The sequence below is a fragment of the Nisaea sp. genome, from assembly GCF_034670185.1.
GTDB lineage: Bacteria > Pseudomonadota > Alphaproteobacteria > Thalassobaculales > Thalassobaculaceae > Nisaea.
The window spans coordinates 560,168-586,879 of sequence record NZ_JAXMNY010000002.1; the positions used below are offsets into that span (position 1 = coordinate 560,168).

Consider the following 26,712-nt stretch of genomic DNA (forward strand, 5'->3'; position numbering starts at 1 on the left):
TGCCCGGATCGCCTCCACTCGGTCCGGGCATTTTATTTTCTCCGCGGCCGGGATGACGAATTAGGCCAGCTCCAGCGCTGTCTCGCAGCGGGTGATCCAAGCGGTGAGGCTAGGGCGCTTGGACAGGTCGAAACCGCCCTCTCCCGCCAGCCGCGTGTAGGCGAGCAAGGATATGTCCGCCACGGACAAGGCTTCACCGACCAGGAAGCTCCTGCCCGCAAGCTGGGCTTCCATATGGTCCAGCGCCGCCTCGGCCCGCTCCACCCGCCAGGCTTCGCGCTCGTCAGCCGACTTACCCTGATAGACCATGTGGAATCGGCAGACGGCGACATAGGGCTCGTGGCTGTACTGCTCCCAGAACAGCCATTCGTTCACCTTGGCCCGCAGGAACGGGTCTTCCGGCAGCAGCGCCGTATTCTCCGCCAGATAGAGCAGGATCGCGTTGGATTGGGCCAGCGTTCTACCACCGCCGAAATCCACCGCCGGCACCTGACCCGCCGGATTCACCGCCAGAAACTCCGGCGTTCGGCTTTCGCCCGTCATGATGTCTACATCGACGAAGCGATAGTCGAGGCCGAGCCAGTCGGCCGCGAAGACGATCTTCAGGCAATTGCCGGAGCGCCGGTCGCCATAAAGCGTGAAGGCTGACGTACTCACGCACGCTTTTCCCGGCTGGAGTAGCTGAGCGGCTGCGGCAGGCGGGCGACCATTTCCTTCGGCACAACCTGCCAGAAATGACCCATCTCCTGGCCCCAGTTGATCAGCAGACGCTCGGCAAAGCGGGACTGAGTCTGCTCCACATGCTCCTGCACCAGACGTTTCAGGGCGGCTTCCCAGTAATCCGTCTCGATCCGCTGCCAGAGCACATTCTCCGGGTTCACGTTGTGCTCGAACCGGCCGTCCGAATCGTAGACAAAGGCCATGCCGCCGGTCATGCCCGCGGCAAAATTCTCGCCCACCGGGCCGAGCTGCACGACGGTACCGCCGGTCATGTACTCGCAACCGTTCGAGCCACAGCCCTCGACCACCGCATCGGCGCCGGAGTTCCGCACGGCGAACCGTTCACCTGCCTGTCCGGCAGCGAAGAGCTGCCCCGCAGTGGCCCCGTAGAGCACGGTGTTGCCGACAATGGTGTTCTCGTTCGAGGCGAAGCGCGCCGCCGTCATCGGCCGGATGACGATGGTGCCGCCGGAGAGGCCCTTGCCGACATAGTCGTTGGCATCGCCGAACACTTCCAGCTTCAGGCCCTGCACCGCAAAGGCACCGAGAGACTGGCCGGCGGAGCCGCGGAGACGCACGGTGATGTGCCCCGGCTGAAGGCCGAACATGCCGTATTTCCGGGTGATCCGGGAGCTGAGCTTGGTGCCGATGGCGCGCAGCGTATTGGCGATATTGTAGGTGAGCTGCATCTTCTCGCCGCCCTCGAGCGCCGGCTGCGCATCCTTGATCATCTGCGCGTCCAGCGTCTCCGGAACCTCGTTCCGGCCCTCGACCGCGTTCATCACCGGCAGCCCGCCGCTATCGGCGCGCACCAGGATCGGGTTCAGGTCGAGATCGTCGAGAGACGGATCGCCGCGGCTGACCTGATGCAACAGGTCGGTCCGGCCGATCACTTCTTCCAGCGACCGGACACCGAGTTCGGCGAGAATCTCGCGCACTTCCTCGGCCACGAAGGAGAACAGGTTCACCACCTTTTCCGGCGTGCCGTCGAACTTGGCGCGCAGGCTCTGATCCTGGGTGCAGACCCCGACCGGGCAGGTGTTGCTGTGGCACTGGCGCACCATGATGCAACCCATCGCCACCAGCGAGGCGGTGCCGATGCCGAATTCCTCGGCCCCGAGGATGGCGCCGATGACCACGTCACGGCCGGTCCGGAACCCGCCGTCGACGCGGAGTGAAACCTTATGCCGGAGCCGGTTCAGGGTGAGCACCTGATGGACTTCGGAAAGCCCCATCTCCCACGGAATACCGGCATATTTGATGCTGGTCTGCGGGCTGGCACCGGTACCGCCGCCATGGCCGGAAATCAGGATCGTGTCCGCCTTCGCCTTGGCGACGCCGGCGGCAATCGTGCCGATACCGGAAGAAGCCACCAGCTTCACGCAAACACGCGCATCCGGGTTGATCTGCTTCAGGTCGTAGATCAGCTGCGCCAGATCCTCGATCGAGTAGATATCGTGGTGCGGCGGCGGCGAGATCAGGGTCACGCCTTCGGTCGAGTGCCGCAGCTTGGCAATCATCGAGTTGACCTTGATGCCCGGAAGCTGCCCGCCCTCGCCCGGCTTGGCGCCTTGGGCGACCTTGATTTCAAGCTCGCGGCAATTGTTCAGATACTCCGCCGTGACGCCGAAGCGGCCGGAGGCGACCTGCTTGATCGCCGAGCTCGGATTGTCGCCGTTCGGACGCGGCTTGAAGCGCGCCGGGTCCTCGCCGCCCTCACCGGAATCCGACTTGGCACCGATCCGGTTCATGGCGATGGAGAGGGTCTCGTGCGCCTCCGGGCTGAGCGCCCCGAGGGAGATACCCGGCGCCACCAGCCGCTTGCGGATCTCGGTGATGGAGGAGACGTCTTCCAGCGCCACTTCCTCGCCGGTCGGCTTGAAGCCAAGCAGATCGCGCAGATTGATCGGTTTCTGGGCGTAGATCTCGTTCGCGTAGTTTTTGTAGAGGTGATAGCTGTCCGTCGCGACCGCGTGCTGCAGGGTATGCATCATCGGCCCGTCGAACGCATGCCGCTCGCCCTGGCGGCGGAACCGGTAGAGCCCGCCGATCGGCAGCGTCACCACCGTCTCATCAAACGCCTTGCGGTGCTGCTCCAGCGCCTTCTTCTGAATGCCCGGCAAACCGAGGCCGGAAATCCGCGAAGACATGCCCGGGAAGAACCGGGCCACCAGCGAGCGGGAAAGCCCGACGGATTCGAAGTTGTAGCCACCGCGATAGGAGGACAGCACGGAGATGCCCATCTTGGACATCACCTTCAGGATGCCGTCCTGGATCGCCTTGCGGTAGGCACCGACACAGTCGCTGAGCGTCTTGTCGCCGAACAGGCCGCGCGCATGCCGGTCGGCAATAGCTTCCTGGGCGAGATAGGCATTTACCGTGGTGGCGCCGACACCGATCAGCACACAGAAGTAATGCGTATCGAGGCATTCACCGGTCTGCACGTTGATCGACGTGAAGGTCCGGAGCTGCTGGCGCACCAGATAGGAATGCACCGCGCCGGTAGCAAGAATCATCGGGATAGCCGCCCGCGTCGCGCAGATAGCCTTGTCCGACAGCACGACGTGGGTGCAGCCACCACGCACCGCGTCTTCAGCCTCGCGCTGAATGCGGTCGATGGCTTCCGCCAGCGCAGATTCGCCGCCTGAGACGTCGAAGGTGCAGTCGATCTCCTCCGCCGTGTCGCCCATATAATCCCGCATCGCCTGGAACTCGGCGTTCGAGAGGACCGGGGATTCGAGCAGCAGGTGTTCGCACTGCTCTTCGGTCTCATCCAGGATGTTGCCGAGGTTGCCAAGGCGCGTGCGCAGGGTCATCACCCGGCGTTCGCGCAGACTGTCGATCGGCGGGTTCGTCACCTGGCTGAAATTCTGCCGGAAGAAATGGTGCAGGCCGCGATATTTCTCGGACAGCACCGCCAGCGGCGTATCGTCGCCCATTGAGCCGATGGCTTCCTTGCCACCATCCGCCATGGGTTGCAGGATCAGCTCCATATCCTCAAGCGACCAGCCGGAAACGACCTGGCGACGGCGCAGATCGTCGCGCTCCAGCCCCGGCTTCTCCTCGTGGTGGCTCTTGATCAGCTTGTCGATCTTCGTGCTCTGCTTGATCCACTTGCCGAACGGCCGGGAGGAAGCGAGGTGCGCCTTCAGTTCGGCATCGTGGTAGAGCTTGCCGCTGATCAGGTCGACCGCGATCATCTGACCCGGATCGAGCCGGCCCTTCTCGATAATGTTCTTGTCCTTGATCCGCACCATGCCGGTTTCGGACCCGGCGATCAGCAGGCCGTTGTCGGTGACGCTGTAGCGCATCGGGCGCAGACCGTTCCGGTCCATGCCGCCGAGCACCCAGTGTCCGCCATAAGCGGCAATCGCCGCCGGACCGTCCCATGGTTCCATCACTGCGTTGCAATAGGCATAGAGGTCACGCAGTTCCTGGGTCAGGTTGCCGCCATCTGCGACCGCCTCCGGGATCATCATGCTCTTCACCATGGGCAGGGCGCGACCGGCCCGGACCATCAGCTCGAACACTGCATCCAGCGCGGCGCTGTCGGAGCTGCCGTCCTGGATCACCGGCTTGATATCCTCGATCTCGTCGCCGAACGTGTCCGCCGCCATCCGGGTCTCGTGGCTGCGCATCCAGTTCCAGCAGCCCTTCAGCGTGTTGATCTCGCCGTTATGGGCAAGCACGCGGAACGGCTGGGCGGCGCGCCAGGCCGGGAAAGTGTTGGTCGAATAGCGCTGGTGATAGATCGCGAAATTGGACACGAAACGCTCGTCCAGCAGATCCGGGAAGAACTCGGAAACCTGCTCTGCCAGGAACATGCCCTTGTAGATGATCGAGCGGCAGGACAGCGAGCAGATGTAGAAATCGGTGATGTTTTCGGCCAGCGCGGCGCGCTCGATCCGGCGCCGGATCAGGTAGAGATCGCGCTCGAACTTGATCTCATCCGCCCCGGCAGGACCGGAGACCATGATCTGCTCGATTTCCGGGCGGGTGGCGTTCGCCTTCTCACCGATCACATCGACATTCACCGGCACCTGGCGCCAGCCGAAGATCTTGTAGCCGCGCGACAGGATCTCTTCCTCGACGATGCAACGGCAACGTTCCTGCGCAGCCAGATCGGTACGCGGCAGGAACACCATGCCGACGGCGATCAGGCTGTCGCCGACCGCCTGCCCGGCGCGCTCCACATGCTCGCGGAAGAAATCCTGCGGGATCTGCAGATGGATGCCGGCACCGTCGCCGGTCTTGCCGTCCGCATCGACCGCGCCCCGGTGCCAGATCGCCTTCAGGGCCTGGATACCGGCTTCAACAACGTCGCGCCGCGGCGTGCCGTCGATGGAGGCAACGAAGCCGACGCCGCAATTCTCGTGCTCGTCCGCCGGGTTATACGCGTGGGCGGCCTCAAGCCTTTCCACGTTCGCTTTCCAGTCAGCCACGAAGGCGTCGCCGCCGGTCATCGGAAATTGGTTATCCTGTTTCATATCGATCACCCTCGGCTCAGGAAGCGAGATCGAGCGCGGCGTTAGCCTTTTGCTCGATATAGGCATGCATTTGATCGGCAACGTCACGGCCGTCACGAACGGCCCAGACCACCAGGGAGGCACCGCGCACGATGTCCCCTGCGGCGAAGACGCCATCAAGGCTGGTCATCATGGTCGAGAAGTCGATTGAGAGCGTGCCCCAGCGGGACACCTTCAACTCGTCCTCGCCGAACATGACCGGCATATCCTCGGGATCAAAACCGAGCGCCAGGATCGCAATATCGGCCGGGATCGTGAAGCTGCTGTCCGCGACCACCTCAGGCGCCTGACGACCGGTCGCGTCCGGCACACCAAGATGAATGCGATGGCAGCGCACGCCGTCCACGACATCGTCACCGGTGAAGGCCTCGGGGGCCGACAACCACATGAACTCGACGCCTTCTTCCTCGGCGTTCTGCACCTCGCGCTGGGAGCCCGGCATGTTGGCCTTGTCCCGGCGATAGACGCATTTCACCGACTTCGCGCCCTGACGAATAGCCGTGCGCACACAGTCCATCGCCGTATCGCCGCCGCCGATGACGACAACGTTCTTGCCCTCGGCATTCAGGCTGCCGTCTTCGAAAGCGGGCACGCTATCGCCCAACCCCTTGCGGTTGGAGGCCGTCAAATAATCCAGCGCCGGGTGGACATTGCCGAGACCGACGCCCGGGCATTTCATGTCCCGCGCCTTGTAGACGCCCGTCGCCACCAGAACCGCGTCGTGCTTCTCGCGCAGCTCAGCGACGGTGATGTCCTTGCCGACATCGACGCCGGTATGGAAGTGAATGCCGCTCTCTTCCAGAACCCGGGTACGGCGCTGGACGACATCTTTCTCCAGCTTGAAATTAGGGATGCCGTAGATCATCAGGCCGCCGATCCGGTCATACCGGTCGTAGACATGAACCTGGTAGCCGCGCTTGCGGAGCTGCTCCGCTGCTGCGAGCCCGCCGGGACCGCCACCGATGATACCGACGCTTTCCTTACGCTCTTGCACCGGCTTCACCGGCTTCACCCAACCCTGCTCGAAGGCGGTCTCGGTGATATATTTCTCGACGGAGCCAATGGTGACCGACTCAAAGCCCTTTTCGATCACGCAATTGCCTTCACAAAGACGATCCTGCGGACAGATACGGCCACAGATCTCCGGGAAATTGTTCGTCGCACTGGAGATCTCGTAGGCTTCTTCCAGCCGGCCTTCGGCCGTCAGCATCAGCCAATCGGGGATGTTGTTTGAAAGCGGGCAATGCACCTGACAATAGGGCACGCCGCACTGGGAGCACCGGCCAGCCTGCTCCGCAGCTTGATCCTCGACGAACTCGTCGTAGATCTCGCCAAAATCCTGCCGGCGCGCATCGGCTTCGCGCTTGGACGGCATCCGCTTCGCGGTGTGGACGAACTTCAGCATACGGTCGGTGGTCATGACACTCTCTCCCATGGCCCTTCGGGCCTTATTCCTCTTCAGGCTTGCCGCCGCCCGAATTGTCATTCTGACGGCACTATACCTCATCGGGGAGCGCCTATCTACGGAAAGGAAACAAAAAGGTCAATAGTTAGGACTAATTTTCTTGACTGACGAGCGTGCACTTGTGGCGCACAACAGCATACGCAGACCGTCACCAATATTTAGTACCGAAACGAGACTTTATGCAATATTCTTTCTGTCGCAACGGGATGTTATAGTCTTATGCACGTTATAGGCAGGAGATCGGGGGCTCCGGCGACATTCGTGGCATTCCTTACACCCTCGACAAAACCAAGACCGGAGCTCGACGGTGCCAATCCTTCATCTGGCTATTCTCGCCCTTGTTCAGGGCATCACCGAATTCCTGCCCATCTCATCCAGCGGCCATCTTGTCCTCGTCCCCCATGTGATGCAGTGGCAGGATCAGGGTCTCTTGCTGGACGTTGCAGTCCATGTCGGCACGCTCGGCGCCGTCATGGTCTACGCTTGGCGCGAAATCGGCATGATGCTCAGCGGCTCCTGGAAACTGATGCGGGGACGCGTCGATCAGGGCACGCGCCTGATGCTGCAAGTCATCCTCGGTTCGATCCCGGTCGTCATTGCCGGCTACGCAATCGCCAAATATGCCGGCGGCATGTTGCGCAGCGTGGAAATCATCGGCTGGACCACGCTCGGCTTTGGTGTGTTGCTGGGGGTGGCGGACCGGGTCGGCATGACAGTCCGGCGGCTTGAGCACATGAGTTACGGCAGCGCACTTGCCATCGGCATGGCACAGGTGCTCGCCCTGATACCCGGCACCAGCCGTTCCGGCATCACCATGACCATGGCCCGGTTCCTGGGCTTCGAGCGAGCCGATGCGGCGCGCTTCTCTCTGTTGCTTTCGATCCCGGCAATCGCTGGCGCCGGCACCCTCTCCGGCATCGAACTCTGGCAAAGCGGCAATGTCAGCCTGACCCGTGACGCCCTGACAGCAGCTGGCCTCTCCTTTGCCTCGGCCCTCGTCGCCATCATGCTGATGATGACCTGGCTGAAACATGCCGGGTTCATGCCTTTCGTGGTCTACCGGATCCTGCTCGGCGCCCTGCTGCTCTATCTGGTTTATGCCGCCTGACGGAAGGGATTGATGCCGGATAAGGCATCGACCGCAACCGGCGGTATTTCTAGACTTCCGACAAAACCAAACCTAATCGCCAGGGAGGCGGCATATGAAGTTCGCGACTTTTGAATTGGCGGGAAAACCGGTCTGGGGCCTGGCATCGGACAAAGGGTTGCAAGCAGTCGATGCCGCCACACTCGCCCGCTATCCGAGCCTGAAGGCCGCCATCGCGGCGGACGCCCTGGCGTCGGTCGGCTCCGCCCTGAAAGACAGCGCCCCCTCGGTCACGCTGGCGGACGCGCATTTCCTGCCGGTCATTCCCGATCCGGAGAAGATTCTCTGTGTTGGTCTGAATTACGAGGCACACCGCATCGAAGGCGGCTGGCCGGAAGTCGAAAACCCAACGATCTTCGGCCGCTTTGCCAACTCGCAGATCGGCCACCGCCAGCCGATGATCAAGCCGAAGGTCTCGGACAAGCTCGATTACGAAGCCGAGCTCGCCGTCATCATCGGCAAACCAGGCCGTCACATCGCTGAGGCCGATGCCATGGATCATGTCGCGGGTTATGCCTGCTACAACGAGGGCAGCGTGCGTGATTGGCAGCGCCATACCACCCAGTTCACCCCGGGCAAAAACTTCATCGGCACCGGCGCGTTCGGGCCATGCCTGGTCACGAAAGACGAGATTTCAGATCTCGGCCCCCTGGTGATGGAAGCCCGCCTGAATGGCGAGGTGATGCAGCATACGAAACTCGACGATCTGATTTTCTCGGTCCCGCGCCTGATCAATTACATCAGCACCTTCACCGAGCTGGTCCCGGGCGATGTCATCGTCACCGGCACGCCGGGCGGCGTCGGCTCCCGCCGCGACCCGCAGGTCTGGATGAAGCCCGGCGACGAGATCGTGATCGAGATCGACAAGATCGGCTTGCTGTCCAACACCATCGTCGCGGAAGCCTGATCCAGTGGCGACGGTCATTCCCTTCGACCGGAATTTTGAGCCGCCCTATGGTGTGGTCGAGCGGCTCGCCCCCGGTCTCCGGCGGATCGTCGCCCGCAATCCCGGTCCCTTCACCTTCCGGGGAACGGCGACCTTCATCGTCGGCGAAGGGAATGTCGCCGTGATCGATCCGGGGCCGGACCTCCCCGATCACGTCTCCGCACTGCTGGCCGGGCTCGGGGAGGAAACAGTCAGCCATATTCTGGTGACCCACACCCACCTCGACCATTCCCCGGCTGCCGCCGCCCTCAAGGCCGCGACCGGCGCACCAACTTATGGCTTCGGCCCGCATGGCCGCGGTCCGGACGGCATTGAGGCTGGCGGAGACGCGGATTTCACACCGGATGTCACACTCAAGCATGGCGATGCGGTAGAGGGCAAAGGCTGGCGGCTGGAAGCCTTGCACACGCCGGGACACACCTCGAACCATCTTGCTTTCGCGTGGCCGGATCGGAAAATCCTGTTTCCCGGCGATCTCGTGATGGGCTGGTCTACCAGCGTGATCTCGCCGCCGGACGGAAATATGGGCGACTACCTCAGAAGCCTGGACCGGCTGCTGGAACGGGACGACGAAATCTACTGGCCGACCCATGGCGGGCCGATCCGGAACCCGAAACCTTTCGTCGAGGCATTCATCGCTCACCGCCGAGACCGGGAAGAAGAAATCCTTGCCTGTCTCCGGGATGGCCAGGAGTTCATTGCAGACATGATCCCGGCGATATACGCCGATGTGCCGCCGGCCGTACACGGCGCCGCCGCACGCTCCCTGCTTGCTGCCCTGATCTACCTCGTGGAGAGTGGACGGGTACGTTGTGACGGCGCGGTCGATGAAGAGAGCCGGTTCGGCTTGCCCTGAATAGGGAATACGAACTCGCAGCAAACCAATAAGTGAAATTGTGCGCTAACAGTCAGCCAACCTCGAGTACGATGAGTCGCGTATTCAGAAACGACCAACCTTCAAGCATAGCTTAAACGAACTGGAGATGAGGTTTGGGTGAATCAAACGCAAACGATGCCGAATTACACAACAGCATTCTGATCTCCGTCTATACAGCCGAAAACGCAGAGCAATTTGATGTTGCGGAAGAGATTCTCGCGAAAGCGATCCGACAGCAAATATCGCCGGGGCATACGGCCCTCTATCTTGGCGAGCTCGCCCTTATCAATCTTGCACGCGGACGGTACGAAAAGGTTTTGGATATCTGCGGAAACTTGCTTGCCAACAGTTCCCAAATCGAAGCTCAATTCCCATACCTCTATTTGAACCTCCTTGCCTGTCAGGAGATAACGATCTTTCTGCAGGCAGGAAACGATGTCGCTGAAGTCCCGTTCCACGGCCATACCCTGAAATTCGCGATCTCCGGGCTCAACAGCGAACTCGAGATTCAGCATATCCGGCAGAAGCTTTACGAACCGGAAGAAGTCGACCTTATTCTGAAGCATATGGGTGAGGACGATATCGTCCTCGATCTCGGAGCGAATGTTGGCAACCACGCCATTGCGTTGGCAACGGCCCGCCCGAACGCAACAATCCACGTCTTCGAGCCGATCAAGAAAACCTGCGAGCTTCTGCGCCGGAATATTGCGCTCAACGACCTGAAGAACATCGACGCCTCGAACCTCGATATCGCGGTCGATGCTGAAGACGGTGTGCTCAACATGGTGCAGCGAATCAACCTGGCTAGCAGCCGCGAAGCCACCGAAGGCATCGGCCCTGCGATTCCGAAACGCGCCTTAAGAGCGCTTTGGCCCGAGCGGGTCGATTTCATCAAGATGGACGTCGAGGGTGCGGAGCTGCGCATTATCAAATCGGTGCTGGATCTCATCCGCAGAGACCGCACCAAAATCATTCTAGAATGCTACAAAACCACGGCAGAGCAGGATTTTGCGGACCTGGCCGCACTCGGCCTGGAACAGATCGAGTGCATCGAACAATCGGCCGTTTTCAACGTCCTCGTTCAGCCCAGATAGCGCTCCGGCAGGCCGGCTTCTCAGCTGTATCGGATATACGGCGCGTCAGTTCTGTAGCTGAAGAATGGATATTTTTCCCGCGGCGCCAGGTTTTCCGCATATCGGCGCTGCACCTCCAGCAACATGAACTCGGTCACGTCCACCAGGGGAAGCTTCAGGGCTTCAGCCAGAGGGAAAAAATCGAGGTCGCTCAGCTCACCGCTGCCGCCGATATCGCCCGTCATATCATCGGCCCAGGCGAAGAAGAACCGGGCATTGAAGCGCGCCTTGCGCTTCGCGGGCGTGATCGCATGGCCAACATAGCCGAGCTTGCCAAGATCCGGTGCAATGCCGCGCTCGGCAAAACCCGTCCAGGTCTCGTGCTTGGTCGCGCCGACATCCGCTGGCCCCGCCAGCAACAGGCCGGTTTCCTCGAACGTTTCCCGAACCGCCGCCACGGAGAATCCCCGCGCGCGGCGCTGGTCTTTGGATATGCGGGTGAGGACATCGGGTGCGAGATCGCTGGCGAAACCGACAGAGCGGTCCGCAGCATCGACCTTGCCGCCCGGAAAGACGTAGACACCGCCGAAGACGGCCTTCTTGGCCCGCCGTCCCATCAGGACATTGAGGCCATCACCCTGACGCTGGAGCACAATCAGGCTGCCTGAATCCTTCGGGCGTACAGGCTTCTGTCCAGGCTCGGCAAGGCTGGGGAGGGATTTCGGCGGGGCGCGTCTCATGAGAACTCATAAACCAAGCGTAATTGATACCGCCCAGTCTAGGCCGGTTGGAGCAAGACCTCCAACCCCGATCGCGCGCCCTTCCGAAAGAGCAGGTGTTAGATGTTGTTCATCGCACCGTAATAAGCGACGGAACCAAGCAGGCTGAGAATGCCGGCACAGGTCAGGAGGGTCTGGGTGATGCTGAACTGGTTCATGTTCGTGTTCCTTTCGAAGGTGAACGAATGCACAAACCGAATATAGGTCGCGAAGAGCCATGCAAGATTCGCATATATTGCAATGCACAATTGCGCAAAATTCATGGGTTGCGCAAAACAACCTCCATTAATGCCCAAACATCACGAGTAATGCTTTCCTTACGCGGACACTCCCCCGTCCGCCCGAGAGGCATCCATCAATACGGAAAGGCGTCTTGCGGCCGTTCTCGCCAGCTTCAAGGTAAGGGACTTGCGACGCGCGGCATTCAATTTCGTCAGCTCCGCATCCCGGACAATCACAGCGTCATATTGATCCGCCAGAATCAGCCCGCAACGCGGATCGTCCGGCAGGATCTGGCGCGGGAAATCCGGCGTTACGGCGAAATAAAACCGGTCGCAGAAATCAAGGTACTCGTGCCATTTCCCGTCTGCATGATAGTCGGCCTGATCTGACTTAACCTCGACAATCGCGATGCCTCCGGAGGCATCCAGCGCCATGACGTCAACCCGACGCCCGGACCGCAACGGCATCTCGGTCACATGACACCAGTCGAGATTGGAAAACAGGCGCGTAACCCCGCGGGTAACCTGGAGCGTTATTTCGGGCCGGATCAGCATGCCCGCAGCCATCAGTCCAGAACGAGATTGGTCGCCCCGCGCGTATCCGCTCCGGAGAGGTCCGCACCACGCAGGTCCGCGCCATCGAATTCTGCATCGCGGAGCACTGCCCCCCGCAGATCACAGTCCCGCAGATCGGCACCGGTGAAAACAGCGCCACTCATCTCCGCCTGATGGAAATCACCGCCGCGCAGCACAGCTTTGTCGAACCGGGCCCGATCGAAATGCGCAGGCCAATGTTGCGTTTTCGCCCCGACAATCTGCACCGGGCTTGCCTGTACGCCAACAAGCTGCGCTTCCATCAGGTTGGCGCGGCGCATGGTGGCTCCGCGCAAATCCGCATTGGACAGATCCGCTGTCCGCAGATCGGCCAGCGCCATGTCCGCCATCAGCAGATTGATGCCGGAGAGATCGCATCCCGTCAGGACGCAGCATTCCATATTCGCCGCCGCCAGGTTAAGACGGCTGAGGCTCTGACGGCTGATGTCCCGGCGCGCAAGATTGGCCCGCTCGCCTTCCTTGCCGTTACTTTTGATCCAGACGTCATGGCGGACCATGATATCCGCCATTTCCGGACCGAGGGTATCCAGCAGCTTCGGCATCCGCGCCAGGCGGAACTGCGGGTCACCCGGGTTCATGTTGGAGAACACCGCTCCGGCAAGATCCGCGTCCGTCAGGTCCGTGCCGCTGAAGACCACATTGTAGAGGATGGCTCCGTTCAGGATCGCGCCGGTCAGCACTGCCTCTGTCAGGTCCGCTCCTTCAAGGTCAGCCCCTGTCAGGTTGGAGTGACTGAGATCTGCGCGAACGAAGCGTGTGTTGCGCAACTTCGCGTCCGTCAGGTCGGTCTGCACGATGAAGGCGTTGGAAAGGCGGGCCCTGCTCATATCCGCGCGGGTCGCGTTGGCGACAGCCAGATCCGCATCGACGGTATTGTAGGTCACCGCGACGAGATTACCCTTCCGGTCCGGCTTCAGCAGAACTCCGTCCCGGAGATCCGCCTCCATGAGCAATACATCGCAGAGATCTGCCCCGCGCAAGCAGGCGCCCCGGAGGTCGGCACGGGAAAGATCAGCGCCCTTCAGGATGGCTTCACGCATGTCGCACGCGAAGAGATTCGCCGTCTGAAGGTTTGCCCCCTCGATATTGGCGTTTCGCAATGAGGAGCCGGACAACTCGGCACCGCGCAGGTCCTTGCCGGCAAGATCCATATATTTCAGATCGTAGCCCGGCAAGTTGGCGCGCCCGCCACCGCTCTGGCCTCGCAGAAACATGCCGTGACGCTCGATGATATCTTCGAGCTCCGGAACAGAGATTTTCCTCAGGGGAAGGTCGCCGGTCGCGGAAGCGCCGAGATCCAAACGTTTTTCCGATGCCGCCCAAGCGACTTCGGACGGGATGCCCGTCACCGCATCGATGTCAGGGTCTTGATCGTTGTCAGGGTCTTGTCCCGGCAAGAAGCGCGCCTACTCTCCAACTCTGTGCATCGGCACGAAGCCTGAATGCGTATCTTTCAGTAAATTGTGTTTTGAGCGTGGATTGCAAAACAATAGTGACGGAAGAGACGCTACATCCAATCCTGGGCTTGCGGAAAATTATACGCCACAAACCTATAAGTTGACTGAACTGCCTCACGAATGCCCTTGGAGCGCGTCGAAAGGTCAATCTCCCAGGTCTCAATCACCTCATCCCAGATCATGATCTTCTTGTGCAACTCGTCCCGCATTTCACGAATGAAGTTGATCGTCTTGTCATAACTTCTCAGCACCGTGAGGATTTCACCGGTCTGGGCATCGACCTGATCGAAGATGAAGCTGAAATCGCGGATCGGCGGCTCCATCAGGGTGCGCACGCGCTGCACCTCACTGATGAACTGTCTGTCACCGCGATGCAGGGCAATCACCTGGACCAGTTTCGTTTGGATCGCGCTCGCATGGGCAAAGCGGTCGCGCAGGGCTTCAATATAGGCGAGCTCACGCGCGACCCGGTCCACCAGGTCGAGCACTTCCTGTTTACGCTCCTTGCCGAGGCCCAGCTTTTCAGCAATGTCGGCAACGCCGTTCTGGATGCGTGCTTTGGTCTCTGGCTTTGCCAGCTCAGCCTGAATATCCGACTCCTCCATGGAGACATTTTCGCCGGAGACCCATTTGGCAATCTGCGCCATCAGGCGGTTCTTCGCGCGCTCGAGATGCTTTTCTTCAATTGACCAACTGGCCGAACCGTCAAGCAACTCGCGCGGTATAGTATCGCCAGGCCGGATATCCTTGACGAAATTCAGCCCCTTACGGACCGTGACAAGCAGTTTCCCGTCCTGGGAATCCTCCTCGATACCAAACTCCGTACACAGGGATTCAAGCGGGACCGACGCTTCAAGATCGCCGACTTTCACGCGCAAAGCCGGAATCCGGTCCTGGCCGGTCAGCTTGAAATGCGCGCCGTTAACCTTGAAAATCTTATGCTCGAAAGCGAAGTGCGTGGACGGGTCCAGCGCGCCTTCTTCTTCAGCAGCGGTCATTTTCGCTCCAGATCACAGGGCCCAGATCACATGTAAAGGGCCGGTCGCCCTGTCTCATAATGCCGTCATACGCCAGAAGACTGAACGAATTGCTAACATCATTATCAATCTAATCCAACGTATGCCATCAACAGAACTTTGATAGACAAAATTGATTAACGGAAAATTAGGAACGCTGAGGTTATGGTGTAGTCTAATTGGAGTGGCGTCGCACAGAGTAAAAATCGGGCGCGCCCTGAAGTCTAACAAGTGCTGAGGTCGCGCCGTGGGTGATGCTAAGGGAAGAGTTTTCTCGGTGGAGCGCCGCGCTCAAGAACGCGGATATCCGGTCCAATCGCCAACCACTGCGAAGGACATCATGCCATCTTTCTCTTCCAGCGCGTTCGAAGAAGCCCTTCTCGCCGAAATTTCGAGCTTGAGAACCGAGCTTTCCGAGATTCGCAAGGCCATCGGAATGGGTGTGACGGCTCCCGAGCGGCTGCCCGAGCCTGAAGAGACCCACGAAACCCAGGAAACCGGGGCGCATCAGGAAGCAAACCCGATCGACCACGATCTGCGAATCGAAATCGCGCAGATGGTCCGCTCGATCGGTAAGGCCAAGACCCAGATCGCAGCGATCAAACACCCGATGTCAGCGGAAGACCAGATGCAGACAGCTTCCCTGCAGCTGGACACGATCGTGCAGACGACGGAAACCGCGACCAACGAGATCATGGAATCGGTCGACGCCATTGAAGGCACGCTGAAGCAGATTCACGGCTTCACGCTCGACGATCCGGAAGTCCAGCAACTGATCGATCAGGCATCCAATCAGCTCATTTCGATCATCGAAGCCTGCAGCTTCCAGGACCTGACCGGCCAGCGGATCAATCAGGTGGTGAAGACACTGCGCTTCATCGAGAGCCGGATCCTGGCCATGATCGACATCTGGGGCGGCCTTGAAGCATTCAAGGATCTGCCGATCCCCGAGGACGAATCCAGAACCGGTGACGGCGTGTCAGAGGAGGAAGCAGGCCTTCTCAATGGACCCGCACTCGGGGCCCCGGGCCTCAGCCAGGACGATATCGACGCCCTTTTCGACTAGGGTTTCCCGCAAACGGCCTGTGCCGCGTGTCAGGGTAAATTCACCGGGAAACACGGGACGAAGGAGCCGGATCTTGATCCCGGCCCGAGGATCACCTACATGAAGTAGGCGCGTGATCAATGAGGATGCGCGCCCTGAGTGCCGCGACGCGGGCTCGAAGATCGTCTCGCTCATGCCATGAGGGGTTGGTCCCATGTCACGTATGTCAGTTTTCAATTCTCCGCTCCTGCTCGGATTCGACCATTTTGAGCGGACGCTCGACCGGATATCGAAGTCCACGGCCGACGGTTACCCGCCCTACAATATCGAGCAAACCTCCAGTGACGGCCTCCGCATCACGCTTGCCGTAGCCGGTTTCGGCTCCGACGAACTCAGCGTGCAGATCGAGGACAATCAGCTGGTCATTCGCGGCCGGCAGATCGAGGAAGACGACAGGATTTACCTGCATCGCGGTATTGCCGCGCGCCAGTTCCTGCGCACGTTTGTTCTGGCAGAGGGTATCGAGGTTCAATCCGCAGACCTCGACAACGGCCTTCTCCACATCGATCTCCGCCGCCCGATGCCCGAGGTGAAGGTTCAGACGATCGAGATCAATGCCGGCAAGAAGCCGGCGGCATCGAACACAAGCACAAAGCTCGATGTCGAGCGGGCTGACTAACGTCCGTCGACTTGCGGATTAGCAATCAGGACGTCAACAGGACATTGTCCGGAATCGGAGATGTAAATGGGAACCGAAATGAACGGATCTAACAGCGTGCGCCAGCTGAATACGCGGGACTTTGCCGCGCTCGGGCTGTTCGATATCGCTTTTGTTAAGCCGGTGACCAGTGATGGTGAAGAGAATTTCGAAATCCGCACCGCGGATGGAAAGCTGGTCGCCGACGCGCCGAGCTGGGAGGCCGCTGTCTCTCTGATCGCCGAGAACGAAATGCAGGCGGCCCGCATCCAATAGGATGCGGACACGCTTGAACCATTCAAAAAATAAAGTGTAACGGAGGCGTCAGGCCGCGTTGCTGGCAGTCGCTTCAGTCAGAAGCGCATAGATCGCATCGACACTGTCCGCGCCGCGGATCTTCTCGCAGATCCCCTTGTCGCGCAGAAGGCGGGAGACCCGGGCCAGGGCCTTCAAATGATCCGCACCGGCGGATTCAGGCGCAAGCAGCAGGAAAATGACGTCCACCGGCTTGTCGTCGATCGCATCGAACTCGACGGCACGGTCGGCGCGCGCAAAGATCCCATAGAGACGATCAAGCGATGGCAGCTTGCCATGCGGTATCGCAATGCCATTGCCCATGCCGGTCGTGCCCAGGCGCTCACGCTCCAGCAGCACGTCAAAGATTTCTCTCTGCTCAAGTCCGGTCACGTCGGCAGCACGGCGGGAAAGCTCCTGCAGTGCCTGCTTCTTCGAGGTGACCTTCAGATGAGGGAGAACTCCCTCCGGAATTAGGATGTCCGCGATTTCCATCGGGTCTACCCTGCTCTCGTTTCATATCTGGCACCGCGCAGGCTTTCTCCATCGAGGGAGCAGCCTGGACGCCGTGCCGGTCCACAAAGGGACAAGCTCATCCCTGAGCCAGCCCCTTCGGATCGATCCAACCGATATTTCCGTCACTGCGACGGAAAATCACATTCAATTCACCGTGTGCCCTGTTCCGGAACATCACGACCTGTAGTTCCCCGAGCTCGAGACGCATCACGGCTTCTTCAACCGAGAGATCTTCGATCGAGGTCGTCATTTCCGCGACAACCACCGGCTGCCACTCATCCTCGACCACGGGTTCCGTAGCGGCTTGGTCCGCTGCGAGGACATACTGCTGCGCTGCAACTTTTACGCCAGCCTCCCCGCGATGATGATCGCGGACGCGGCGTTTGAACCGGCGCAGGCGTTTGTCGATATGCTCGCCGGCCTTGTCCGCGGACGCATAAGCATCCGCCGCAATACCCTGGCCGCGCACGAACATCTCGCGCCCGACATGGACAGCGATATCGGTACGGAAATCGCTCCCCTCCTTGGAAACGGTCACGCTTCCGTCGAGAGGATCGCCAAAGTATTTCTCGGAGATCGCAGTGACTAGACGCTCAATATGTTCATTGAGTGCCTCGCTGACCTGGACCTGCTTGCCTTTAATCGATAATTGCATGCTTCTTTCGCGGTCGATGAAATCGGACCTGTCTGTGTCTGGCTCGAGGCACGCAAGCCCAAAAAATCCAGCCTGAACGTCGCCTCTCCGACGAAGGCGCGGAACTTATTCGCGCCCAAGGGGAGAGTCAAGCGTTGCACTTACCGGATTCCTAAGTGCCCGACAACTAGATCAAATTCGCATCGATTTTTCGCGCCTCCTCTGAACCGACGAGGGAATTTTCATCGCTTCACGATACTTTGCGATTGTTCGACGTGCGATATCGACGCCTTGCCCCTTCAGTATTTCCACGATGCGATCATCCGATAGCACTTTGGTTGGTGGTTCCTCGTCGATCAATTTTTTGATTTTGAACCGAACCGCCTCCGCGGAAAGGGCATCTCCACCCGCCGATGATGCGATGGCACTGGTGAAGAAGTACTTAAGCTCATAAATACCGCGCGGTGTCGCCATGAACTTGTTCGATGTGACGCGGCTGACGGTGCTTTCATGCATCTCGATCACCGTCGCGATGTCCCGCAACACAAGCGGCCGGAGATACTGAATACCATGCTGGAAGAAGCCATCCTGCTGACGGACGATCTCGCCTGCCACTTTCAGGATCGTCGTCGCCCGCTGATGCAGCGAGCGCACAAGCCAGTTTGCCGACTGATGACACTCGCTTAGATATTCGCGGTCGGACTTCTGTTTCGGCGCCCGGCTGACCTGCGACAGATACGCGTTGTTCACCAGCACGCGCGGCAAGGTGTCCGGGTTAAGCTCCACAATCCAGGTTCCGTCCGGTGCCGGGCGTACCAGCACATCCGGGATGACCGCCTCGCTGGTATCCCGCTCGAAGGCGAGACCCGGCTTCGGGTTGAGGGAACGGATCTCCTCGACCATCTCGGTCATGTCCTCGACATCGACACCGCAGATCTTTAGCAGCCCCTGCATGTCGCGCTTGGCCAGCAGAGGCAGGTTATCGAGCAGTGCCTGGATCGCCGGATCGAGCCGGTTCCGGTCCTTCAGCTGCAAGGCGAGGCATTCCGAAAGGTTTCGGGCAAAGATACCGGGCGGGTCCAGGCTCTGCATTTTTCCGAGTACGGCCTCGACTGTTTCGAGGGGACAGGCAAGCTGCTCCGCCACGTCCTCGAGGTCGCCGGTGTAGTAGCCGGCATCGTCCAGAGAATCGAGCAGATCGGCGGCGATGATTCGCTCGTCCGGCTGCACGATATCGAGTGTTATCTGTTCAAGAAGATGCTCGCGCAGGGTCTTGTCCTGGCCGACGGACTCTTCCAGGCCCGGCAGATCCTCTCCGCCACGCCCGCCGCCGCTGCCCGCGTTCTCCCAACTACCGAGGGTCGGCGACAGGGACGGGTCCGCCTCCTCGACACTGGCACTGCTCCAGTTGTTGTCGTAATCCGCATCACCGGGATCATCGTTGCCCGCAGGCAAGGATTCCGCACTTGTCCGGTCCATCGTATCGGGGCCGTCGGGCGCCTCTTCCCAGCCGCTGTCGGCGGCTGCATCGCTCGGAGCACCCTCCCCCTCGACCGCCTTGTCATAGGCCGCAATATTATCCGCCTCGAGCGCTTCAAGCGTCGCCGGCCCGTCGCCGTCATCCCGCTCAAGCAGCGGGTTCTGTTCGATTTCCGCTTCGACGAATTCGTTCAGCTCAAGGTTGTTGAACTGCAGCAGCTTGATCGCCTGCTGCAGCTGCGGCGTCATGACCAGGTTCTGGGACTGCCTGAGGTCCAGTCTGGCAGAGAGCGCCAAATCCGGTCTCCCTAGAGCCTGAAGCGCTCGCCGAGATAAACCCGGCGGACGTCATGATTGGACACGATCTCATCCGGCGCGCCGTCCATAAGGACCTTTCCATCGTGCAGGATGAAAGCTCGGTCGACAATATCCAGGGTCTCGCGCACGTTGTGATCGGTGATCAGGACGCCGATGCCGCGATCCTTGAGATGGGAGATCAGATCGCGAATTTCCCCGACCGCGATCGGGTCGATACCCGCCAGCGGCTCGTCGAGCAGGATGAAGTTCGGATGCGATGCCAGGGCGCGGGCAATCTCCACCCGGCGCCGCTCGCCGCCCGACAGCGCGATGGATGGGGTCCGGCGCAAATGGCTGATCGAGAATTCGGCAAGCAGGTCTTCCAGCAACGCATCACGTTGGCTGGGATTGTCCTCGACGATCTCAAGGACCGCGCGGATGTTCTGCTCGACCGTCAGTCCCCGGAAGATCGAGGCCTCCTGGGGCAGGTAGCCGATACCGAGACGGGAGCGCCGGTACATCGGCAGATCCGAGATATCGGCGCCATCGAGATGGATGGAGCCGTAATCCGCTGAGATCAGCCCGGTAATGACATAGAAACAGGTGGTCTTGCCGGCGCCGTTCGGGCCGAGCAAACCGACCGCCTCGCCACGCTGCACGGAAAGGCTGACATCGCGCAGCACCGGCCGCGATTTATACCGCTTGCCGAGATTCCGCACGACAAGCCCGCGATTGCTGCTGACAAGGCGCGGGCCATCGCCAGTTCCCGAGGAGCTGTCCGTCTCGCCGATATTACTATCGTTCATCCCTAGCCTATGCCCCGCTTTCCGGTGTGCCGTTTGCCGTGCCGGGTCATTTCTTGCCCGACTTCGGATTGAACAATCCCCTGACCCGCTGCCGTGTGCCGTCCGGACCGGCCAGCAATTTGCTGATACCAGTCTTGAGATTCACTTCGGCCCGTTCGCCGTTCAGCTGGTTCTCTCCCCGGGTAATCCGCACATTTCCCTGAAGGATGGCGGTCTCCGAATCAACATTGTAGATGCCTTCGTCCCCGCGCGCGACCTCCTCGGCCGTGGTGATCACAACATTGCCGACCGCATCCATGCGTTTCGCGACCAGAGTACCCGCGGCATCTTCCTCGAAACGGGCAATCAGTGTATCGGCCCGGATCGTCCGGTCATCCTTCTTCGCCTCCGCATTTCCGCGAGCAACGGCGATCTGACGCTTGTCCCAATATTCCAGACTGTCGCGTGCCGTGATGGTCTCGGTTCCGGTTTCCAGCCGGGGCGGCTGCTTGGTGCCGAGCAGGACGGCAACCGCCTCGTCCAGATCATAAACCGCCCGCTCGCCATATCCGGTCTGCTTTTCGGAGGTAATCACCACATTGCCGATCGCCTCAATCCGATAGATGTCCGTGGCACCGCTCTGGTCACGATAAAGCGCGGTCAACGTATCGGCGGCGACAACCACCCCGCCCCGCTCGGCCCTGGCATTGCCGCGCGCCACATACATCTGGTCTTCGCGGATCCATTCAATACCGTCATCCGCCTCGACAGTGACAGGCGCGTCGTCGCCGTTGGCAGATTGAAGGGATTGGCCATAAGCGCCGGCAGAGCCATAGAGGATTACGGCGAGAAGGGACACGGCACCAAAAACAACGCTGAAATACCGATGAAAAGACTGATTGTGCATTAATTCACGCCCTGGGGCTTGCCGCCCTGGAGTTGAGCCGGGAAGAAGATGATCTTGCTTTTGCCGGTGAACACAACGCGTGCGCCCCGATCATAGATCCGGAAGCCCTCTCCGGTCGCGATGCCGCTCTGGCCATGGGCGCTTACCGGATCGTCGCTCCTCGCCATGCCCTTATCCAGCAACACCTGCGCGGTATCGGACGTCACCGTGTAGCCCTGATCGTGGAATACCGTCACACCGCCCGCCAGATCGATCGTCTTCTGCTTTTTATCATAGACCCCGGTGGCGGCGGAAAGTGCCATCCATTCATCGTCGCTGACCTCAAGGTCAGCCTGCGGATTGACCAGATCGAGCCGATCGTCGCCATGGGACTGCTGGCTCGCGCGGGAGGCCGTTACTTCGTAGGGCCGGTGCTCCTCATCGACGCCGACATAGCGCGGCTGATCCATGCTGAGACCGTCCGTCGCCGCGACAAAGACATTCTTTACCTTGTCGCCGAGCCGGAATTTCGTGTGATCAGGGATCAATTGAGGCCAACTGACAATGAGCGCGATGATGGCCAGCGCCAATGCCGGCAGGATCAGCTTCATGAAGACCACAAGGCGACTGGCGCGAAACTGGGCTGCTCTCAGCGTGCGCGGGCCGTCCGGAATGAAACGCCGACCGTCGGGGTTTCCACCCACATTTTCCGCGATATGGTCGGCCATCCAATCCTCTTTCGTGAATCCCATGGAATCACTTCGGATTCCCGCACGCGGCACCAGTCCGTTCAGGTCGGCACCACCATGCGCGACATTTTGGCCCGACAATTGCTTGTCTATACGGCGGAAGTATGGCGAATGAGCGCCAAAGGGTCAACGAATCCCGATGGTTCCGCCATCAATGAGAGAAAATATCCTCGCCGCCATAGCCGATCAGATCAAGCGCAGCGCGGGTCGGCAGGTAGGCAAAGCTCGCAGCGGCGATCGCATCACGACCCTCACGCACGAGCCGACGATCCAGCTCTTCGCGCAACTTGTGCAGATAGAGCACGTCCGATGCCGCATAGGTCATCTGCTCCTCGGTCAGCTCGTCCGCGCCCCAATCCGAGGATTGCTGCTGCTTTGACATGTCGACGCCGAGCAACTCCCGGCAAAGATCCTTGAGACCGTGGCGGTCCGTGTAGGTGCGTACCAGCTTGGACGCGATCTTCGTGCAATAGACCGGAGCCGTCACCACGCCGAGATAGGCCTGCATGACAGCCACGTCGAAGCGGGCGAAGTGGAACAGCTTCAGGACATTCGGGTCCGTCAGCAGCCGGACCAGGTTCGGGGCGTCATGAGCGCCCTTGGCGAACTGAACAAGATGCGCATTGCCGTCGCCTGAGGAAAGCTGGACCACGCAGAGCCGGTCGCGCTCCGGGCGCAACCCCATGGTCTCGCTGTCGATCGCCACCACCGGCCCGAGATCGAGGCCATCCGGCAGATCGCCCTTGTGCAACGTAATCGTCATGGGGCTCTCCTGCTCCATCTGGTCCAAGGCCTCTGAACGGCCACACGCAAATCAGGTCCTACGACAGAATATCGGGACCCGCCAACGGTTTTGCTATTTCTTTTAGGAGAGTCGGTGCCCAAGTCGAAGCCGGATCGGATAAGCATCCGGGTATCAGATCGACTTTAGGAGAGATGGTGCCCAGGAGAAGACTCGAACTTCCACGACCTTGCGGCCACTGGCACCTGAAGCCAGCGCGTCTACCAATTCCGCCACCTGGGCACAACCAGCGGGTAGGTGTCCGCCGGTGAGGCCGGGTAAATGCCAGCACGCGACGCGTCTGTCAAAGGCTTTTTACGGCGATATGACAATCCGCCTGCCCATCATGTCGTTGGTCGGGATTTTTGATCGCCCGGGCCGCTCTGCTATATTATAAGCGGCGGTAAGATTATGGAATGCGCCTCCGGTTTTGCTGGGACCGAAATGGCGCGCTTGAAAAGGACACCAACCATGTTCCGAGGCAAGAAGGTCACCGTTTTTGGCGGCTCCGGTTTTATCGGCCGTAACATCGTGCGCGAACTCGCACAGCAAGGCGCCCGGGTGACCGTTGGCTGCCGCGATGTCGAGGGGGCCAAGCATCTCAAGGTTCAGGGTGTCGTCGGACAGGTGACCCCGGTGCATATCGACGTGACCAAGGGCGACGGCATTGCCGCGGCCCTGGAGGGCGCGGACATGGCCATCAATCTCTGCGGCATCCTGTTCGAGAGCGGGCGCAACCGGTTCGACGCCGTGCAGAGCACCGCCGCGGGCCTGATTGCTACAGAAGCAGCGAAAGCAGGCGTCACCAAGTTCGTCCATGTCTCCGCCATCGGCGCGGATGCCAATTCGGCATCCCGTTACGCCCGCAGCAAGGCCGCTGGCGAAGCCGCCGTGAAGAGCGCCTTCCCGACAGCGACCATCCTGCGGCCGAGCATCGTATTCGGTCCCGACGATGATTTCTTCAACCGCTTCGGCACGATGGCGGAAGCATTTTCCTTCCTGCCGCTTATCGGTGGCGGTCAGACGAAGTTTCAGCCGGTCTATGTCGATGATGTCGCCCGTGCCGCGCTTGCGGTGCTGACGTCCGACGCGGCGGAAGGCCAAACTTACGAGCTCGGTGGCCCGACGATCTACAGCTTCAGGGATCTGATGGAACTGGTGGTGGCGCAGACCGGTCGCAAATGCCGACTGGTCCAGATCCCGTTCTGGCTTGCCTCCCTTGAGGCAACCTTCCTCGAACTGTTGCCGACACCGCCGCTGACCCGCGATCAGGTGGTTTTGCTGAAATCGGACAATGTGGTTTCGGAAGGGGCGGCAACTCTGGCAGACTTGGGTATTAAGCCGACAGCCTGCGAGGCGATCCTGCCGACCTATCTCGACCGGTTCCGTTCCGGCGGCCGCTACAACCGCTTTCGCGCCGCCTAGAACCGTCAGCTATCGGTAGCCGGACCTGGAGGCCGGTGCGGGGCAACCCGCATCGGGGTTTCCGCGTCCAACGATGACTCTACGTTCCCCATGAAGATATGATTGGGCTGCACCGGGTCGCCACGACTCCGGCAACAGAGCCCCAGAGTTGCAGCATCCCGTCATGATGGGCCGGGCGATATCGGCCCATTCCGCGCAGATCATCTCTCATGAACGCTTTGCCGCTCGTCGCCCCCGCAAAAATTTGAAAAAAAATCACGCATACATCAAACAAAAAACCGCCCTCGACGACAAAGTTATTAAATAGTTATTTTATAATATTCAGCATTTTCCTGTAATTTTATTTCTCGTCGTGCCTATATGTATAAAGTCAACTTCTGTAATTATTTTGCTTGTACGAAGCGAAGCACCAGAATTAACGCTGCAGTGCGCTTCGATATTTTCAAATTATTGCATATTGGGAAAGACGGCGCTCACTGAGTGCGCCTTATTCTGCCTGAAGAAACGCGACACCCGGATATGAACCTGCGGCCATGGCGCCGCCAGATGGAGTATACACTTTGACATTACCTGAATGGGTTAAGCCGAGCATTCTTGGCTGCGGATTTGGTGCTATCGCCATCACAATAGTCGGCTTTACCTGGGGCGGCTGGATTACCAGCAGCAAGGCGGACAAAATTGCTTCCGACAGGGCGCAAACAGAAGTCGTTAAAGCCTTTGTCCCAGTCTGCGTCGCCCGATCCAAGACAGACCCTAATGCGGCCAAAATACTGGCCGACCTGGAAAAAGCGCAATCCTACCAGCGTGACGATGTAATGATGGATTCCGGCTGGGCCACACTGCCTGGCGCAGGTAGCCCGTCACGCCCGCTGGCGCTGGCCTGCATCGAAATAGTCATGGCAAAAGCCTGACGAACACTGAGCCGCTTCGGCGGCGCAGTGTCCAGCATGCCCCCATAACCGGGCAAGCGGGATCCCATTGGGATGCTTGCTTGCTCGGCACCAATTTGATCAGGTCCCAAGCTGTGATGACCGACATTTCCCGACACCTTCGCGCAGAAATTATGTCGCTGCTTCCACCGCGGCAAAAAAGGAAGCCGTGTCTCCGCTGGCTCCATAGCCCTGGGATGACCGGGATCAGAGCGGACTCGAGCCCGAACTATTTCCGGGCGCCGTGATGCAAGCCGACACCTATCTCCGATAATGCGCTACATAGTCACGGTTCGCGTAGGGCCCCTGTGCTGAAGTCAGGACGGCGTAGATATATGCCGGAGCGAGAGCCGAAATACAGGCAAACGGAACAGTAAGTATATCCGAGATCAGTGCGACGCCCGGCTGATGGCCAAGAAACAGGTATGCTTCCCAGAGAGTGAACGGGAAGCGCGCGTCAAACCGACCATCGTACCATGAGGTTACCAGCCAATACCCATACTGGACCATTGTCTCTGACAGCACGGTCGCCAGGAAGAGAAGCGTGATAACTCCCAAAATCTGGAGCTGGTACCCGCGCACCATCGCTGCGCTGCTTTCAGTTGCCTCGAGTGGACCGACGCGCTCCATCGCGGCAATCGGCGCTGCGAGGAACCAGGAACAAAGCGCCATCACACCTGGCACGACAAGTAGCAGGAATCCTATCGTGATTCCGAGCTGAGCCAATGCCGTCGCCATGAAGACCCAAGGGGCGCACGATGATCCGGCCCTTACAGCCGCTGATGACGAAATGCGTGCTGAGCGAAGCTGCTTGATAGAGGCAACGGAAACGATCGCGATGCTAAGACTCCAGACGAAGTGTTTGAGTCCCACGATCCACAAAACTTCCCAACCACGCGGCCACCATCCACCGAACTCGCGTACGATGAGAAGCGCTGCGTTCAGAGCTATCCCCGGCAAAACCAGCACGAGCGTGTAGAACAAGAACCGATCGCTGTACAAACCGAATGTGTTCGTCAGAATTTCCCTGAGCGTCAAGCCAAAGGCCTTCACGTGGTAATAGGAATCCATTGGCTAGAACCATAATTCTGTGAGATTCGACGCTAATAATCAGCCGCATCGATCCCTGCTTGGCAATACCGGAATTCTCCGGCCGCTCGGTCGCGTCGGAATGTGCGACCTGCCCCAGAAGCACCAGTCATCCTGTCGGAAACAAACCCAGTAACGGACGAAGCCCGCAGGTTTCCCTGCGGGCTTCGATGGTGGAGCCAAGCGGGATCGAACCGCTGACCTCTACAATGCCATTGTAGCGCTCTCCCAGCTGAGCTATGGCCCCGATAACCATGCGCCGGT

24 protein-coding genes and 2 tRNA genes are annotated in these 26,712 nt (G+C 59.9%); 9 read left to right on the forward strand and 17 right to left on the reverse strand.

The features are described 5' to 3' along the window. Positions 1–60: 60 nt before the first annotated feature. Genes VOI22_RS12260 through VOI22_RS12270 form a run of 3 tightly spaced genes read right to left on the reverse strand, consistent with a single transcriptional unit; the run spans position 61 to position 6,666 of the window. Positions 61–657 (reverse strand): glutathione S-transferase family protein, encoded by a 597-nt coding sequence (locus tag VOI22_RS12260; RefSeq protein WP_323796762.1) that lies wholly within the window; start codon positions 655–657, stop codon positions 61–63. Then, positions 654–5,207 carry a glutamate synthase large subunit gene (gene gltB / locus VOI22_RS12265; RefSeq protein ID WP_323796763.1) on the reverse strand — a complete coding sequence of 1,518 codons (4,554 nt, stop codon included), beginning with the start codon at positions 5,205–5,207 and terminating at the stop codon, positions 654–656. The genes VOI22_RS12260 and gltB overlap by 4 nt, the downstream gene beginning before the upstream one ends. Positions 5,208–5,223: 16 nt before the next feature. Then, the gene (locus tag VOI22_RS12270) at positions 5,224–6,666 is read right to left on the reverse strand and encodes an NAD(P)-dependent oxidoreductase (RefSeq protein WP_323796764.1); all 1,443 of its coding nucleotides are present in this window, start codon (positions 6,664–6,666) and stop codon (positions 5,224–5,226) included. A 352-nt stretch (positions 6,667–7,018) separates the two neighbouring features. Here VOI22_RS12270 and VOI22_RS12275 point away from each other — a divergent pair, with 352 nt between their 5' ends. The 4 genes from VOI22_RS12275 (at position 7,019) to VOI22_RS12290 (ending at position 10,775) form a co-directional block, all read left to right on the forward strand. Continuing rightward, positions 7,019–7,819: an undecaprenyl-diphosphate phosphatase gene (locus VOI22_RS12275; RefSeq protein ID WP_028467669.1), complete on the forward strand. Its 801-nt coding sequence runs from the start codon at positions 7,019–7,021 to the stop codon at positions 7,817–7,819. A gap of 94 nt (positions 7,820–7,913) precedes the next feature. Continuing rightward, positions 7,914–8,765: a fumarylacetoacetate hydrolase family protein gene (locus VOI22_RS12280; RefSeq protein WP_323796765.1), complete on the forward strand. Its 852-nt coding sequence runs from the start codon at positions 7,914–7,916 to the stop codon at positions 8,763–8,765. Positions 8,766–8,769: 4 nt separating this feature from the next. Beyond that, on the forward strand, positions 8,770–9,660 hold the full coding sequence (locus VOI22_RS12285) for an MBL fold metallo-hydrolase (protein ID WP_323796766.1): 891 nt from the start codon (positions 8,770–8,772) through the stop codon (positions 9,658–9,660). Positions 9,661–9,794: 134 nt separating this feature from the next. Continuing rightward, positions 9,795–10,775 (forward strand): FkbM family methyltransferase, encoded by a 981-nt coding sequence (locus VOI22_RS12290; protein WP_323796767.1) that lies wholly within the window; start codon positions 9,795–9,797, stop codon positions 10,773–10,775. 20 nt (positions 10,776–10,795) lie between these two features. On the opposite strand, the gene VOI22_RS12295 is transcribed toward VOI22_RS12290, so the two are convergent. The 4 genes from VOI22_RS12295 to VOI22_RS12310 form a co-directional block, all read right to left on the reverse strand. After that, entirely contained in the window at positions 10,796–11,494 is a 699-nt protein-coding gene (locus tag VOI22_RS12295) for an NUDIX hydrolase (protein WP_323796768.1), read from the reverse strand. Positions 11,495–11,850: 356 nt separating this feature from the next. Then, complete coding sequence (locus tag VOI22_RS12300; protein ID WP_323796769.1) at positions 11,851–12,309, reverse strand: MmcB family DNA repair protein; 459 nt, start codon at positions 12,307–12,309, stop codon at positions 11,851–11,853. Between the two features lie 11 nt (positions 12,310–12,320). After that, the gene (locus VOI22_RS12305; protein ID WP_084608468.1) at positions 12,321–13,766 is read right to left on the reverse strand and encodes a pentapeptide repeat-containing protein; all 1,446 of its coding nucleotides are present in this window, start codon (positions 13,764–13,766) and stop codon (positions 12,321–12,323) included. Between the two features lie 110 nt (positions 13,767–13,876). Then, positions 13,877–14,824: a hypothetical protein gene (locus VOI22_RS12310; RefSeq protein ID WP_323796770.1), complete on the reverse strand. Its 948-nt coding sequence runs from the start codon at positions 14,822–14,824 to the stop codon at positions 13,877–13,879. A gap of 358 nt (positions 14,825–15,182) precedes the next feature. Between VOI22_RS12310 and VOI22_RS12315 the strand changes: the two genes are divergently transcribed. From VOI22_RS12315 to VOI22_RS12325, 3 genes are all read left to right on the forward strand, one after another. Further along, positions 15,183–15,908: a protein phosphatase CheZ gene (locus tag VOI22_RS12315; RefSeq protein ID WP_323796771.1), complete on the forward strand. Its 726-nt coding sequence runs from the start codon at positions 15,183–15,185 to the stop codon at positions 15,906–15,908. Positions 15,909–16,101: 193 nt separating this feature from the next. After that, positions 16,102–16,566 carry an Hsp20 family protein gene (locus VOI22_RS12320; RefSeq protein WP_323796772.1) on the forward strand — a complete coding sequence of 155 codons (465 nt, stop codon included), beginning with the start codon at positions 16,102–16,104 and terminating at the stop codon, positions 16,564–16,566. Between the two features lie 78 nt (positions 16,567–16,644). Next, positions 16,645–16,860, forward strand: coding sequence for a hypothetical protein (locus VOI22_RS12325; RefSeq protein ID WP_036555430.1), 216 nt, complete (start codon positions 16,645–16,647; stop codon positions 16,858–16,860). A gap of 48 nt (positions 16,861–16,908) precedes the next feature. Here the strand turns inward: VOI22_RS12325 and ptsN are convergent, their stop codons facing one another. The 8 genes from ptsN to VOI22_RS12365 all read right to left on the reverse strand — a co-directional run bounded on the left by ptsN (position 16,909) and on the right by VOI22_RS12365 (position 23,248). Then, positions 16,909–17,373, reverse strand: coding sequence for a PTS IIA-like nitrogen regulatory protein PtsN (gene ptsN, locus VOI22_RS12330; RefSeq protein ID WP_028467663.1), 465 nt, complete (start codon positions 17,371–17,373; stop codon positions 16,909–16,911). Positions 17,374–17,470: 97 nt separating this feature from the next. Further along, positions 17,471–18,049: a ribosome hibernation-promoting factor, HPF/YfiA family gene (gene hpf, locus VOI22_RS12335; protein ID WP_028467662.1), complete on the reverse strand. Its 579-nt coding sequence runs from the start codon at positions 18,047–18,049 to the stop codon at positions 17,471–17,473. A gap of 171 nt (positions 18,050–18,220) precedes the next feature. Beyond that, a complete protein-coding gene (gene rpoN, locus VOI22_RS12340) occupies positions 18,221–19,804 on the reverse strand; it encodes an RNA polymerase factor sigma-54 (protein ID WP_323796773.1) in 1,584 nt (527 codons plus the stop codon). An 11-nt stretch (positions 19,805–19,815) separates the two neighbouring features. After that, entirely contained in the window at positions 19,816–20,610 is a 795-nt protein-coding gene (lptB, locus tag VOI22_RS12345) for an LPS export ABC transporter ATP-binding protein (RefSeq protein ID WP_323796774.1), read from the reverse strand. A 46-nt stretch (positions 20,611–20,656) separates the two neighbouring features. Continuing rightward, positions 20,657–21,496 (reverse strand): LptA/OstA family protein, encoded by an 840-nt coding sequence (locus tag VOI22_RS12350; protein ID WP_323796775.1) that lies wholly within the window; start codon positions 21,494–21,496, stop codon positions 20,657–20,659. Continuing rightward, a complete protein-coding gene (gene lptC, locus VOI22_RS12355; protein ID WP_323796776.1) occupies positions 21,496–22,203 on the reverse strand; it encodes an LPS export ABC transporter periplasmic protein LptC in 708 nt (235 codons plus the stop codon). The genes VOI22_RS12350 and lptC overlap by 1 nt, the downstream gene beginning before the upstream one ends. 172 nt (positions 22,204–22,375) lie before the next feature. Next, positions 22,376–22,987: a ribonuclease D gene (locus VOI22_RS12360; protein WP_323796777.1), complete on the reverse strand. Its 612-nt coding sequence runs from the start codon at positions 22,985–22,987 to the stop codon at positions 22,376–22,378. A 174-nt stretch (positions 22,988–23,161) separates the two neighbouring features. Beyond that, a tRNA-Leu gene (locus VOI22_RS12365) sits at positions 23,162–23,248 on the reverse strand. 228 nt (positions 23,249–23,476) lie between these two features. Between VOI22_RS12365 and VOI22_RS12370 the strand changes: the two genes are divergently transcribed. Both VOI22_RS12370 and VOI22_RS12375 read left to right on the forward strand, forming a co-directional pair. After that, entirely contained in the window at positions 23,477–24,430 is a 954-nt protein-coding gene (locus tag VOI22_RS12370; protein ID WP_323796778.1) for a complex I NDUFA9 subunit family protein, read from the forward strand. A 560-nt stretch (positions 24,431–24,990) separates the two neighbouring features. Further along, positions 24,991–25,341 (forward strand): hypothetical protein, encoded by a 351-nt coding sequence (locus tag VOI22_RS12375; protein WP_028467656.1) that lies wholly within the window; start codon positions 24,991–24,993, stop codon positions 25,339–25,341. A gap of 279 nt (positions 25,342–25,620) precedes the next feature. Here the strand turns inward: VOI22_RS12375 and VOI22_RS12380 are convergent, their stop codons facing one another. Then, positions 25,621–26,430, reverse strand: coding sequence for a hypothetical protein (locus tag VOI22_RS12380; protein WP_323796779.1), 810 nt, complete (start codon positions 26,428–26,430; stop codon positions 25,621–25,623). Between the two features lie 189 nt (positions 26,431–26,619). Continuing rightward, positions 26,620–26,695 (reverse strand) — tRNA-Ala (locus VOI22_RS12385). Positions 26,696–26,712 lie beyond the last annotated feature (17 nt).